The following is a 13,375-nucleotide window of genomic DNA, read 5'->3' as shown; positions in this document are numbered from 1 at the left end:
CTCTCCATCCTCCCTCCGGCGGCGGAGGCCGTCGACCGGCGGTCGGGCGTACGGACCGTCCAGGGCCGGTCACCGCGCGTGGGCCCCGCCAAATCCGGATGAACGGCGCGGCGCGGGCTGGCATGCTCTCGCACATGGCAGCCCGCACCGCACGTCCCAGCCTCTACATCTCCGTCGACATCGAGGCCGACGGACCCATCCCCGGCCCCTACTCGATGATCAGTTTCGGGGCCGCGGTCGCCGGCCGGCAGGACGGCGCCTCGTATACGGCCGCGGATCCGGAGCGGCAGACCTTCTACCGCGAGCTGCGGCCGATCAGCGAGGAGTACGTGCCCGAGGCGCTCGCCGTCAGCGGGCTGGACCGCGACCGGCTGCTCCGGGAGGGCGCCGATCCGGCAGCGGCCATGGACGAGTTCCGCACCTGGGTGCGGAAGGTGTCCGCAGAGGCCGGGGCCCAGCCGGTGATGTGCGGCTACCCGGCCCCCTTCGACTGGACCTTCCTGTACTGGTACCTGATGCGGTTCGGCGGGGACAGCCCCTTCGGCCACTCCGGCTGCCTGGACATGAAGACCCTCTACGCGACGAAGGCACGGGTACCGCTGCGCGCCGCGGTCAAGGGCCGGATGCCCCGCGCACTGCTCTCCCGGCGACGGCACACGCACCACGCCCTCGACGACGCCGTCGAACAGGCCGAGTTGATGAGCAACCTGATGCTGTGGACCCCGCCGGTGCCGGACGCGGACCCGAACCCGGACGCAGACGCGGACGCGGAGCGCTCCCCGCGCATCACGCACCTCTCGTGGGGCCGGATCGAGGCCGAAGGACTCGCCCCCGGCAAGGACTTCAGGCTCTACCCGGGCGGCGGCCGCCCCTGGGACTGGTCCGAGCACGGCACCCGGCACGAGCCCGGCATCCAGCCGCAGGAGGTGCGCGAGTTCCTCGACCTCGGGGTGACGGCGGTGGTGCTCAGCCGGGGCATGGACGAGCGGCTCGGGATCGTCGCGCAGACGCTGGAGGTGCTCCGGGCGGCCGGGGTCGAGGTGCACGTGGCGGAGACGACCGCAGCCGTGGAGGTCTACAACCGGCTGGCCGCCACCGAGCGGGTCGCCGGCCTCTTCCACTCGACCTGCTGACCGGGCACGCGCGAACGGCGGTGCGCACGTCACGCCCGCAGTGGGTGACGTGCGCACCGCCGTTTCGTCCGGCAGCGCCGGTCAGTGCACCGGTACCGGATCCGGCGCGGCCCCCGAGGCCGCGCCCTTCCTGGCGCCGAGGTGGTTGAAGGCCAGGTTCAGCAGGATGGCCACGACGCAGCCGGTGCTGATGCCGGAGTCGAGGACGACCAGCAGGTCCTTCGGGAAGGCGTGGTAGAACTCCGGCGCGGCGATCGGGATCAGGCCGATGCCCACGGAGGCGGCCACGATCAGGGCGTTCTCGCCCTTCTCCATGGCCGCGCCGGCCAGGGTCTGGATGCCGCTGGCCGCGACCGAGCCGAAGAGGACGATGCCGGCGCCGCCGAGGACCGGCAGCGGCACCACGCCGATGACGGAGGCGGCCATCGGGCACAGGCCCAGCAGGATCAGGATGCCGCCGCCCGCGGCGACCACGAACCGGCTGCGGACCTTGGTCATCGCGACCAGCCCGATGTTCTGGGCGAAGGCGCTGCACATGAAGCCGTTGAAGAGCGGGCTGAGCGCACTTCCCAGGGTGTCGGCGCGCAGGCCGCCCTCGATGGTCTTCGCGTCCGCCGGACGGCCGACGATCTTGCCGAGGGCCAGGATGTCGGCGGTCGACTCGGTCATGCAGACGAGCATGACGATGCACATCGAGATGATCGCGGCGACCTGGAACTGCGGGGCGCCGAAGTGGAACGGGGTCGGGAAGCCCACCAGGGACGCGTTCTTGACGGCGTCGAAGCTGGTCATGCCGAGCGGCAGGGCGATGAGCGTGCCCGCGACCAGGCCGAGCAGGATGGAGATCTGCTGGAGGAAGCCGCGCAGGAACTTGCGCATCAGCAGGACGATGACGAGGGTGACGGCGGCCATGCCTATGTTCTTCATCGAGCCGTAGTCGGCGGCGGTGCTGTTCCCGCCCTGCGACCAGTTGAAGGCCACGGGCAGGAGCGAGACGCCGATGAGGGTGATGACCGTACCCGTCACGACCGGCGGGAAGAAGCGGACGAGCTTGCCGAAGTAGGGGGCGGCGAAGAAGCCGATGATTCCGGCGACGATGATCGCGCCGAAGATGACGGGGAGGGCGTCCGCCCCCTCCCCCTTGCCGATCGCGATCATCGGAGTCACACCGGCGAAGGAAACGCCGTTGACGAAGGGGAGTTTGGCGCCGATCTTCCAGAACCCGAGGGTCTGGAGGAGGGTGGCGAGGCCGGCGGTGAAGAGCGAGGCGCCCATCAGGAAGGCGGTCTCGGTGGCCGACAGCCCCACGGCAGGGCCGACGATCATGGGCGGGGCGACGACGCCGGCGTACATGGCGGCCACGTGCTGGAGACCGCTCGTGAACATTTTCAGCGGAGGCAGGGTCTCGTCGACCGGGTGTTTCTCCCCGGAGACCTGCGGTACTGCGACTGCGTCTTTGCGAAACCTGGGCATTGCGGCCACGGCTTCCTCCGGTCGGGTAACACGTCGGCAGGGACGTGGGTGTCATGGAGGTGGTGCGAAAGGAGTGCGAGTCGAGCCTGTATGGAGTTGTGGGTGGTGCGACTACGTGTCCCAAGGGGTGCAGAAACGATTCGCCCAAAAATCGGTTCCGCGCTGTGGTTCCAGCTCCAGGGCTGGAGGTGCCGTGGCCATGGCGCGATGCGCGCGCGGCAGCGCAAGTGGCACGAGTCACCGCCCCCGGGGGCGCCCTCGGATCTCCTCGGGCGCTACCCGGGAACGGCTGCCGCGGACCCCGCTCGGGTCCGCGGCCGCCGGCCGGAGGCCGTCCCCCCCGGCCGGACTTCTGGGGGTACCTCCCGGCGTTGGCCGGGAGAGGGTCAGGCCTGCGCGGAGATCCGCGCCAGGCGCTGGGCCTCTTCCCGGGTGGACACCGCGATGGCGTCCTCGTCCGCGAAGAGGAGGCGGTTGTTCTCGACGATCTGCTTGCCGTTGACGAACGACGCGGTCACCGGGGCGGCCGCACCGAAGACCAGCGCGGTGACCGGGTCGGCGATCGAGGAGTGCAGGAAGGTGCTCAGGTTCCACAGCACCAGGTCGGCGCACTTGCCGACCTCCAGCGAGCCGATGTTGTCGGCGCGGCCGAGGACCTGGGCGCCGCCGTAGGTACCGAGGCGCAGGGCCTGGCGCGCGTTCAGGGCGCGCTCGCGGTGGACCGGGTTCAGGCGGTTGATGAGGAGCGCGTTGCGCAGCTCGGTGTGCAGCTCACCGGACTCGTTGGAGGCGGTGCCGTCCACGCCGAGGCCGACCGGGACGCCGGCGGCGAGCATGTCCGGGACGCGGGCGATGCCGGCGGCCAGACGGGCGTTGGAGGACGGGCAGTGCGCGACACCGGTCTTGGTACGGGCGAACGCGGCGATGTCGGAGTCGTTCATGTGGACGCTGTGCGCCATCCACACGTCCTCGCCGAGCCAGCCGGTCGACTCGAAGTAGTCGGTCGGGCCCATGCCGAACAGTTCCTTGCAGAACTGCTCTTCCTCGACGGTCTCGGAGCCGTGCGTGTGCATGCGCACGCCCAGGCGGCGGGCCAGCTCGGCGCCCTGCTTCAGCAGCTCGGTGGAGACCGAGAAGGGGGAGCACGGGGCGACGGCGACCTGGGTCATCGCGTCGAAGGAGGCGTCGTGGTACTTCTTCACGGTCGCCTCGGTGTCGGCGAGCGCACCCTCGAGGGTCTCGACGGCGTGGTCCGGCGGCAGGCCGCCGTCCTTCTCGCTGCGGTCCATCGAGCCGCGGGCGAGGGTGAACCGTACGCCCATCTCGGAGGCGGCGCGGATGATCGAGCCGGAGAGGTCGCCGGAGCCCTTGGGGTAGACGTAGTGGTGGTCCATCGCGGTGGTGACGCCACCCTTGGCCATCGCGGCGAGGGAGCCCTGCGCGGCCGTGTACGCCATCTGCTCGTCGATGCGCGCCCACGTCGGGTACAGCGCGACCAGCCAGTTGAAGAGGTTGTGGTCGGTGGCCAGGCCACGCGTGATCCACTGGTAGAAGTGGTGGTGCGTGTTGACCAGACCGGGGGTCACGAGGTGCCCGGTGCCGTCGATGCGGCGTACGACGTTCTCGAGGTTCTCGGGGGCTTTGCCCGCACCGATCGACTCGATCTTGTTGCCGGCGACGACGACGTGACCCGAGGCGTACTCGGTGTCGTTCGCGTCGACGGTCGCGATCGCACAGTTCTCGATGACGATGCGCTCGACCGCGCTGTCAGGGGCTGCCGATGCTGCCATGGGACTTCCTCGTGCTTTCAGTGGCGGTATGGGCACGGCAAGGCCCAGGAGATTTGAGTGCCGGAGCCGGAGGCCTTGACAGCTGACAGTACTGCCGCCCCGAGTGTGCGTCCGGGTGCCGATTCAGGAAGCTGAAGTGTGTCGCGCGGTCCCGGGGCCACTGCGGAGCCCCGGGACGCGCGTGCCGCATCAGAGGTTGGTCATGTCCACGGGGATACGGGCGTCAACGCCGTCCCGGAGAACAGTGGCCTCGATCAGACCGTACGGGCGGTCCGCGGCGAAGTAGACCTCGTTGTCGTTCTTGAGGCCGAACGGCTCAAGGTCCACGAGGAAGTGGTGCTTGTTCGGGAGCGAGAAGCGGACCTCGTCGATCTCCGAACGGTGGTTGATGATGCGCGAACCCATCTGGTACAGGGTCTGCTGCAGCGACAGGGAGTAGGTCTCCGCGAAGGCCTGGAGCATGTGCTTCCGGGTCTCGGCGTAGGACTTCTCCCAGTTGGGCATCCGCTGGTCGTCGTCCGACCAGCTGAAGCGCCAGCGGGCCGACACCTGGGTGGCGAGGATGCGGTCGTACGCTTCCTTCAGGGTCGTGTACTTGTCCTTCACGTAACCCCAGAACTCGGAGTTCGTGGAGTTCATGACGACGAGGTCCTTGAGGCCGGAGATGACCTCCCAGTTCTTGCCGTCGTACGTGATCTGGGTGACCCGGGTCTCGCCGCCGTTGCGGACGAACGAGTGGTTCACCTCGTCGGAGCCGATGAACTTCGAGTTGGCGTCCGAGGTGGCGATCCGGGACCAGGAGTACTCCTCGATCCGGATGCGCGCCTTCTGGATCGGCTCCTGGCTGTTGACGAACCAGCGCGCCAGGTGGATGCCGAACTGCTCGGCGGACTCGATGCCGTACTCCTTGGCGAACGCGTACACCGTGTTCTTGGTGGTGTCCGTCGGCAGGACGTTGGCGTTCGAGCCGGAGTAGTGGACGTCGTCCATGTCGCCGGAGAGGGCGACCGAGACGTTCAGGTCCTTGATGTGGTGCGTGTCGCCGTCCCGCGTGATCTTGACGACGCGGTTCTCTGCTTTGCCGTACTGGTTCTGGCCCAGAATCGTGGCCATGCTAGCTCCCTCGGTAAACGGAGTAGCCGAACGGGTTGAGCAGCAGCGGTACGTGGTAGTGCTCGCCCGGGTTCACCGCAAAGGTGATGGTGACCTCGGGGAAGAACGCACCGCTGTCCCTTACGCGGGGGGCGTCCTGCTGCGCCTCGGCTTGCTTCTTGGAGAAATACGTCTCGGTCTCGAAGTCGAGACGTACGTGGGTGGTGCCCTCCGGCAGCGCCGGCAGGTCCTTGCAGCGCCCGTCCGCATCGGTGGCAGAGCCGCCCAGGGCCGCCCACTCGCCGTCCAGACCCGTACGGGCCGACAGGGAGATGGCGACGCCCTCGGCGGGCTTGCCGATGCTGGTGTCCAGGATGTGCGTGGACACCGACGCGGTGGTCTCGGTGCTCATGATCGGTCTCACTCTCCTTCAACGAGTTCGACGAGGCGGGTCAGGCGGATCTTGTTGATCTTGACGAGCTCGCCGCGGGCGATTTCCCGCTCCTGCTCCGGCGAGTTGTCGATCCGGACCTTGACCGCGTCCCGCATGAACTCACCGGTCGCACCGGTGGCGCAGATGAGGAAGACGTGGCCGAACTTCTCCTGGTACGCCAGGTTCAGTTCGAGGAGCTCGTTCTTGAGCTCCTCCGAGGCACCGGCCATGCCGCGCTGCTCGCGGGCGGAGGTCGGGTCTCCCGGCTTCGGCCGGCCGATCGGCGCGTGGCCTCCCATCGCTTCGCCCAGGTCCTCCGCGGTGAGCTCCGCCATGGCGGCTTCGTTCGCGGCGAACAGGGACTCTGCGGTGGCGAAGGGGCGCTGGGCGAGCAGCTTGCTCCCCCACGCCGAACTGGCGCACACCTCGTGCAGCTCGGCCGTGGCCGCGCTGTCGTCCAAGGTGTTGAACCGGGTGAGACCCGGGGTCGGACTCGAAGTCACGGTAGGCCTCCGTGGCCTGTTGTTGCTTTGACGGGCTGCGCATAGCTAACGCCCTCGACAACACGGCGTCAACACTTTGTTGAAACTTCCCGTACACAAAAGCCGCCGCCCGGGTGAATTGGGCGGCGGCTCGTCACTGCGGGTCAGCAGTATTTCACTCTTGGGTGCTCTTAGCGGTGCCTTTGGGGCCGGAGTCCCGGTTCAAGTAGTTGTAGACCGTGAAGCGGCTTACGCCCAGGGCGCCCGCGACCGTTTCCACGCCGTGCCGCACGGAGAAGGCGCCCCGCGCCTCCAGTATCCGCACCACGTCCTGCTTGGACTTCCGGTCGAGCTGCGACAACGGTACGCCGTGCCGGCGCTCCAGGGCCGCCAGGATGTGGTCCAGCGAATCCGAGAGCTGCGGCAGGCGCACGGCCAGCAGGTCCTGACCCTCCCAGCTGAGCACGACGTCGTCGGGCTGCGCCAGGGCCGGATCCATCAGCTCGCCGCCCATGGCGTCCACCAGCGGCTTGACCGCGGTGACGAAGGGGTGGTCGCGGGGCTCGGTCATGGGGTGTCCTCCCCGATCACGTTGACCTGGAGCGAGACGCGCGTGGCTCCGGCCTCCAGGGAATCGCGCAGCAGCGCGCCGACCGCCGCCAGCACCCGGTCGGCCTCGCCCTCGGCGGTGTTGCCGAACGGGCCGACGTCTACCGCCTCCAGCTGGGCCTTCTGGATGACCTCACGCGCGGCCACGGCATGGGCAGGAGCCTCTTCGAGGTCGAAGGGCTCGGTCGTGAACTCCACTCTCAATCGCACGCTGGTCAAGCTACCCCGCAGTGTCGATTTTCCGGCAGTCCGCACTTGACATCCGGGACAAGCCCGATGCAGTCTTCCATCAAGCAGAAACTAACTTCCGCAATACGGAAGGAGCGCACACCCCTCATGGGATACACGGACCAGCGCTTCGATGTAAACCTTTCGATCCTCTTCACGGAACTCCCGCTCCTGGAGCGTCCCGCGGCTGCCGCCGCGGCGGGCTTCACGGCGGTCGAGCTGTGGTGGCCCTGGATCGAGACCCCCACCCCCGCACAGGAGGAGCTCGACGCCCTCAAGAAGGCTCTTGAGGACGCCGGCACGCAGCTGGTGGGCCTGAACTTCTACGCCGGCCAGCTGCCGGGACCGGACCGCGGTGCGGTCTCGGTTCCCGGTGAGGAGTCGGAGCGCTTCAACGCCAACATCAACGTGGCCGCCGACTTCGCGGCCTCGGTCGGCTGCAAGGCGCTGAACGCCCTGTACGGCAACCGCGTCGAAGGCGTGGACCCGGCCGTGCAGGACGAGCTCGCCCTGAAGAACCTGGTCGTGGCGGCTCAGGCCGCGGACCGCGTCGGCGCGATCCTCCTGATCGAGACCCTCAACAAGCCCGAGTCGCCGCTCTACCCGCTGGTGAGCGCCCCGGCCGGCATCGATGTAGTGGACAAGGTGAACGAGGCCACCGGCCTCGGCAACGCCAAGTTCCTGCTCGACCTGTACCACCTGGCGATGAACGATGAGGACCTCTCCGAGGTCATCGAAAAGTACGCCGCCAAGACCGGGCACGTCCAGATCGCGGACAAGCCGGGACGCGGTGCCCCCGGCACCGGCGAGCTGCCCCTCGAGGAGCTGCTCGACCAGCTGAAGAAGGCCGGATACGAGGGCTACGTAGGCCTGGAGTACAAGGCCGCCGACGCTGCCGCCTCCTTCGCATGGCTGCCGGCCGAGGCCCGCGCCGCGAAGTAGTCGGACAAAGTCCGGGCGATCAGCCAGGCACTTCACGCACTTTTCGTACAAAGCATTAAGAGAAGGACCCTCATCATGAGCAACCTCCCCAAGATTGCCTGGATCGGCCTCGGAATCATGGGCTCCCCCATGGCCGAGAACCTCCTGAAGGCCGGCTACTCGGTCACCGGCTTCACCCTCGAGCAGGACAAGCTGGACCGCCTGGCCGCCGCCGGCGGCTCCGCGGCCGGCTCGATCGCCGAGGCCGTGGCGGACGCCGACGTCATCATCACGATGGTGCCCGCCTCCCCGCAGGTCGAGGCCATCTCCTACGGTGAGAACGGCATCCTCGAGAACGCGAAGTCCGGCGCGCTGATCATCGACATGTCGTCGATCACCCCGCAGACCTCGGTCGACCTCGCGAAGAACGCCGCCGCCAAGGGCATCCGCGTCCTCGACGCCCCGGTGTCCGGCGGCGAGGCCGGCGCCATCGAGGCCGTCCTGTCGATCATGGTGGGTGGCGAGCAGGCCGACTTCGACGCCGCCCTGCCGATCCTCGAGGCCCTCGGCAAGGTCATCGTCCTGTGCGGCCCGCACGGCTCCGGCCAGACGGTGAAGGCCGCCAACCAGCTCATCGTCGCGGTGAACATCCAGGCGTGCGCCGAGGCCGTCGTCTTCCTCGAGAAGTCCGGCGTGAACCTCCAGGCCGCCCTGGACGTCCTCAACGGCGGTCTGGCCGGCTCCACGGTCCTGACCCGCAAGAAGGACAACTTCCTGAACCGCGACTTCAAGCCCGGTTTCCGGATCGACCTGCACCACAAGGACATGGGCATCGTCACCGACGCCGCCCGCAACGTCGGTGCGGCGCTCCCGGTCGGCGCGGTCGTCGCCCAGCTGGTCGCCTCGCTGCGCGCCCAGGGTGACGGCGGCCTGGACCACTCCGCCCTGCTCCGTGCGGTCGAGCGCCTCTCCGGCGCTCAGATCTGAGCCCGCGGCCCGCATGACGGGCCGCACCTCCCCCTGACGGGGGCCTGAGTCTCCGGATGGCGCCGGCGCTGACACCTGTCCTGTCGCGCCCAAGCGCCGGTGCCGTCCGGATCACCTCTCTTCAACTTCGTTCAACAAACTGTTGACGTTTAGTTCTCGCCGAAATTAGGCTGTTCCGCATGACGGAAGACGCTTTCCGTCAGCAGTTACCCGTACGGAAGGTCACCATGTCGAAGCGCACGCTGACGACCGAGTCCGGCGCCCCGGTCGCCGACAATCAGAACTCCGCCACCGCCGGCGTCGGTGGCCCGCTCCTGGTCCAGGACCAGCAGCTCCTCGAGAAGCTTGCCCGCTTCAACCGCGAGCGCATCCCGGAGCGCGTGGTGCACGCCCGCGGTTCGGCCGCGTACGGCTACTTCGAGGTGACCGACGACGTCACCGCGTACACCAGCGCCGCGTTCCTGAACACGGTCGGCAAGAAGACCGAGACCTTCCTGCGGTTCTCCACCGTCGCCGACTCGCTGGGCGGCGCGGACGCCGTCCGCGACCCGCGCGGCTTCGCGCTGAAGTTCTACACCGAAGAGGGCAACTACGACCTCGTCGGCAACAACACCCCGGTGTTCTTCATCAAGGACCCGATCAAGTTCCCCGACTTCATCCACTCCCAGAAGCGCGACCCCTTCACGGGCAAGCAGGAGCCGGACAACGTCTGGGACTTCTGGGCGCACGCCCCCGAGGCGACGCACCAGATCACCTGGCTCATGGGTGACCGCGGCATCCCCGCGTCGTACCGCCACATGAACGGCTACGGCTCCCACACGTACCAGTGGACCAACGAGTCGGGCGAGGCCTTCTTCGTCAAGTACCACTTCAAGACGAACCAGGGCATCCGCAGCCTGTCGGGCGAGCAGGCCGCCGAGCTCGTCGGCAAGGACGCGAACTCGCACCAGACCGACCTGCTCCAGGCGATCGAGCGCGGTGTGAACCCCTCGTGGACCCTGTACGTGCAGATCATGCCGGCCGCCGAGGCCGCGGACTACCGCTTCAACCCGTTCGACCTCACCAAGGTGTGGCCGCACAGCGACTACCCGCTGCAGCGCGTGGGCCGTCTGGTCCTCGACCGCAACCCGGACAACGTCTTCGCCGAGGTCGAGCAGTCCGCCTTCTCCCCGAACAACTTCGTCCCGGGCATCACCGCCTCGCCGGACAAGATGCTCCAGGGCCGTCTCTTCGCCTACGCCGACGCCCAGCGCTACCGCCTCGGTGTGAACCACACCCTGCTGCCGGTCAACGCCCCGAAGGCGACGAAGGCCGACAACTACGGCCGCGACGGCGTCATGGCGCTGCGCAACGGCTCGCGCCACGACAAGAACTACGAGCCCAACTCGTACCAGGGTCCGGCCGAGACCGGTCTGGCGCTGGGCGCCCCCAAGGCCGTCTCCGGCTACACGGGCACCCACGAGGCCCCGGCCCACACCAAGGACGACGACTTCTTCCAGGCCGGTGAGCTCTACCGCCTGATGTCGGAGGCCGAGAAGCAGCGTCTGGTGGCGAACATCGCCGGCGGCCTGTCTCAGGTCACCCTCGAGGACGTCATCGAGAAGAACCTGGCTCACTTCCACGCCGCCGACGCCGACTACGGCCGTCGCGTCGAGGAGGCCGTGCGCGCCCTGCGCGACGCCTGAGCCGCACAGCTGTACCGGGGGCCTGACGGGAGGTCAGGCCCCGGGTGCTGAGCCCGACCCGTGGACCCGGATGAGGGGTGGTACGCGGTGAGGGCAGGACGAGGACCGTGGCGGGCGTGCGAGCCAGTGCGGTGGTAATGGGTTCCGAGGCCCGTCTCTTGACCTGAGGGAGACGAAGCCGGAGTTCTCGTCGCCGACCGCCACGGTCCCAGCCAAACCTCTCCGTACAGGGGCTACGCACAGAGCCCCCTGCACGGAGGAACCCACCTCCCCACACACTCCGCCCGGCGGTGCGAACGTCCTGTCGCGCCAGCCTCGCACCGTCGGGCGGTAACAAACCAGAGCGCCGAGTCACGGACGGTCCCGTGACTCGGCGCTTTGTCGTTCCCTCCTTGTCGCCTTCACTCCTTGTGGTCGTACGGCCTTGCGGTCGTACGGCGTCCCGGCTGCTACCGGTGCTGCGCGAGGGGCTCGGTGAGCCGGCCGTAGAGCTCGGGGCGGCGGGTCTGCAGCAGGCCGAACTCCAGCCAGTCGCGGCGCTGGTCGAGGTCGAGGTCGGCGACGAGGACGGCGGGCCGGTCCCGGGGCGCGCGCAGCATGACCCGGCCGTAGGGGTCGGAGATGAAGGAGGATCCGTAGAAGGCGGCGCGGCCTTCGGTGCCGGTGCGGTTGGGCACGATCATGAAGAGCGCGTTGGCGAGGCCGTTGGCGCTGATGGCGTGTTCCCACATCGGCCGGGTGTCGAAGTCCGGCAGGCCCGCCTCGGAGCCGATGGCGGTGGGGTGGACGAGGATCTCGGCGCCGTTCAGGGCGTAGGCGCGGGCCAGTTCGGGGAACCACTCGTCCCAGCAGGTGGGGAAGCCGAAGCGGGCGCCCTGGTGGGGGACGACCGGGAAGCCGCTGTCGCCGGGGCGGAAGCAGAGGTCCTCGCGGTAGCCGGGGAAGGCGGGGATGTGGTTCTTGCGGGTCCGGGCGATCAGCTTGCCGTCGGCGGCCACGCAGACGGCCGTGTTGTAGCCGAGGCCGCCGTCCTCGGCGCGTTCGTAGAGCGAGGCGTGCACGGTGATGCCGAGGCCGGTGGCGAGCTCGGCGGCCAGGTGGACGGTCGGACCGTCCTCCACGTCTTCGAGGTGGCGGGCGGCGCCCTGCGCCATCGGGTCGTCGGCGGTGCAGAAGTACGGGCTGCGGGTGAGCTCGGGGAGGCAGACCACGGTGGCTCCCTCGGCGGCGGCCAGGGCCACGCCCTCGCGGAGCCGGTCGTCGTGCTCGTTCTCGTCGGCGTACCAGCGCATCTGGACGAGGCCGACGCGCAGGGGGACGCGCTCGGCGGGCTCGGTGCGGGCCGGCGAGCCGAGCGGGGAGCCGTAGGAGGTGAGGAGTGCGTAGCTCATGCCGTCAGGTCCTCGCGCTCCGTGGGGAGTTGCTGGGTGATGCAGTGGACACCGCCGCCGCCGTACGCGAGGACCGGGGTCGGTACGCCGACCACCTTGCGGCCGGGGAGTGCGGAGGCGAGGACGGCGAGGGCCGCCTCGTCCTGCGGGCCCCCGCCGACGGGGACCACGCAACCGCCGTTGGGGAGGTAGAAGTTGAGGTAGCCCACCTCGACGGGGGTCCCCTCGACCTCCCCGTGGGTGGTCTGCGGGAGGGCGACGATCTCCAGGGAGCGGCCGCGGGCGTCGGTGGAGGCCTCCAGGACGGCGAGGTTGGCGCGCATCCGGGCGTAGTCGGGGTGGGCGGGGTCCTCGGGGAGGGAGACGACCACCTTGGCGGGGGCGACGTAGGCGGCGACCCCGTCCACGTGGCCGTCGGTCTCGGTGTCCTCCAGGCCGCCGTAGGGCAGCCAGATGACCTTCTCGACGCCGAGGCGGCGCTTCAGCTCGTCCTCGATCTCGGCGCGGCTCATGCGCGGGTTGCGGTTGGTGTGGAGCAGGCACTGCTCGGTGGTGATGAGGGTGCCCTCGCCGTCGACGGTGATGGCACCGCCTTCGAGGATCATGGAGGAGTGGACGCGGGGGGTGCGGAGCCGGTCCAGGAGGAGCGAGGAGAGCTTGTCGTCGGCGGTCCAGGGGTAGTGCTTCTCGCCCCAGGCGTTGAAGCGGAAGTCGACGCCGACCCGGTCGCCGTGCTCGTCGTAGGCGAAGATCGGGCCGGAGTCGCGCAGCCAGGAGTCGTCGGCCGGCAGCTCGACGACCTCGATGCCGTGGCTGCCGGTGGTGTCGCTCGCGGCGGCTCCGCCGCACGCGGCGCGGGCCTCGTCGGCCAGGCCGGGCGCGGCGATCATGATCACGGGTTCGAAGCCGGCGATGGCGCGGGCCACGGCTGCGTACTCGCGCTTGGCCGCCTCGAAGGCCGGCCCCCACAGGGCGGCGCGGGTCGGCCAGACCATCAGGCAGGAATCGTGTGCGGCCCACTCGGCGGGCATGCGCGGACGGCACGGAGTCAGCGGACTCATCGGGGTGCTCCTTCGGTGCGGGACTGAACGGCGTGACTCATTGACTGAATTTTCAGTCAGGATCGCAGAGACTGAAAATCGAGTCAGGGC

General features: G+C 69.0%; 13 protein-coding genes. 4 read left to right on the top strand and 9 right to left on the bottom strand.

Annotated features, from left to right (window positions below):
- Window positions 1-134 precede the first annotated feature (134 nt).
- Window positions 135-1,133, top strand: coding sequence for an MTH938/NDUFAF3 family protein (locus OG472_RS34030; protein WP_405832719.1), 999 nt, complete (start codon window positions 135-137; stop codon window positions 1,131-1,133).
- A gap of 81 nt (window positions 1,134-1,214) precedes the next feature.
- Here OG472_RS34030 and OG472_RS34025 read toward each other — a convergent pair whose 3' ends face one another.
- The 7 genes from OG472_RS34025 to OG472_RS33995 all read right to left on the bottom strand — a co-directional run bounded on the left by OG472_RS34025 (window position 1,215) and on the right by OG472_RS33995 (window position 7,222).
- Entirely contained in the window at window positions 1,215-2,615 is a 1,401-nt protein-coding gene (locus OG472_RS34025; RefSeq protein WP_401612219.1) for a nucleobase:cation symporter-2 family protein, read from the bottom strand.
- 377 nt (window positions 2,616-2,992) lie between these two features.
- A complete protein-coding gene (locus OG472_RS34020) occupies window positions 2,993-4,396 on the bottom strand; it encodes an 8-oxoguanine deaminase (RefSeq protein ID WP_401612221.1) in 1,404 nt (467 codons plus the stop codon).
- Window positions 4,397-4,585: 189 nt separating this feature from the next.
- Window positions 4,586-5,509 carry a factor-independent urate hydroxylase gene (pucL, locus tag OG472_RS34015; protein ID WP_254381168.1) on the bottom strand — a complete coding sequence of 308 codons (924 nt, stop codon included), beginning with the start codon at window positions 5,507-5,509 and terminating at the stop codon, window positions 4,586-4,588.
- A gap of 1 nt (window position 5,510) precedes the next feature.
- Window positions 5,511-5,900 (bottom strand): hydroxyisourate hydrolase, encoded by a 390-nt coding sequence (gene uraH, locus OG472_RS34010; RefSeq protein ID WP_030715205.1) that lies wholly within the window; start codon window positions 5,898-5,900, stop codon window positions 5,511-5,513.
- 8 nt (window positions 5,901-5,908) lie between these two features.
- On the bottom strand, window positions 5,909-6,424 hold the full coding sequence (gene uraD, locus OG472_RS34005) for a 2-oxo-4-hydroxy-4-carboxy-5-ureidoimidazoline decarboxylase (RefSeq protein WP_319722010.1): 516 nt from the start codon (window positions 6,422-6,424) through the stop codon (window positions 5,909-5,911).
- 154 nt (window positions 6,425-6,578) lie between these two features.
- Entirely contained in the window at window positions 6,579-6,974 is a 396-nt protein-coding gene (locus tag OG472_RS34000; protein ID WP_401612225.1) for a helix-turn-helix domain-containing protein, read from the bottom strand.
- Window positions 6,971-7,222, bottom strand: a complete 252-nt coding sequence (locus OG472_RS33995) for a thiamine-binding protein (RefSeq protein WP_383571841.1) — start codon at window positions 7,220-7,222, stop codon at window positions 6,971-6,973. Before OG472_RS33995 ends, OG472_RS34000 begins: the two co-directional genes overlap by 4 nt.
- Before the next feature lie 126 nt (window positions 7,223-7,348).
- On the opposite strand from OG472_RS33995, the gene OG472_RS33990 reads away from it, so the two are divergent.
- The 3 genes from OG472_RS33990 (at window position 7,349) to OG472_RS33980 (ending at window position 10,833) form a co-directional block, all read left to right on the top strand.
- Entirely contained in the window at window positions 7,349-8,182 is an 834-nt protein-coding gene (locus OG472_RS33990) for a TIM barrel protein (protein ID WP_383571844.1), read from the top strand.
- Window positions 8,183-8,257: 75 nt separating this feature from the next.
- Window positions 8,258-9,148: a 2-hydroxy-3-oxopropionate reductase gene (locus tag OG472_RS33985; protein ID WP_401612231.1), complete on the top strand. Its 891-nt coding sequence runs from the start codon at window positions 8,258-8,260 to the stop codon at window positions 9,146-9,148.
- A gap of 227 nt (window positions 9,149-9,375) precedes the next feature.
- The gene (locus OG472_RS33980; RefSeq protein ID WP_401612694.1) at window positions 9,376-10,833 is read left to right on the top strand and encodes a catalase; all 1,458 of its coding nucleotides are present in this window, start codon (window positions 9,376-9,378) and stop codon (window positions 10,831-10,833) included.
- Between the two features lie 449 nt (window positions 10,834-11,282).
- On the opposite strand, the gene OG472_RS33975 is transcribed toward OG472_RS33980, so the two are convergent.
- On the bottom strand, window positions 11,283-12,224 hold the full coding sequence (locus OG472_RS33975) for a nitrilase-related carbon-nitrogen hydrolase (RefSeq protein WP_405832716.1): 942 nt from the start codon (window positions 12,222-12,224) through the stop codon (window positions 11,283-11,285).
- Window positions 12,221-13,285, bottom strand: a complete 1,065-nt coding sequence (locus OG472_RS33970; protein WP_405832714.1) for an agmatine/peptidylarginine deiminase — start codon at window positions 13,283-13,285, stop codon at window positions 12,221-12,223. The genes OG472_RS33975 and OG472_RS33970 overlap by 4 nt, the downstream gene beginning before the upstream one ends.
- Between the last annotated feature and the right edge of the window lie 90 nt (window positions 13,286-13,375).

Source organism: Streptomyces sp. NBC_00207, from assembly GCF_045160965.1.
In the GTDB taxonomy this organism is placed as follows: Bacteria; Actinomycetota; Actinomycetes; order Streptomycetales; family Streptomycetaceae; genus Streptomyces.
Note: the sequence above shows the minus strand (reverse complement) of the source record. Positions and strands in the feature narration are given on the sequence as shown.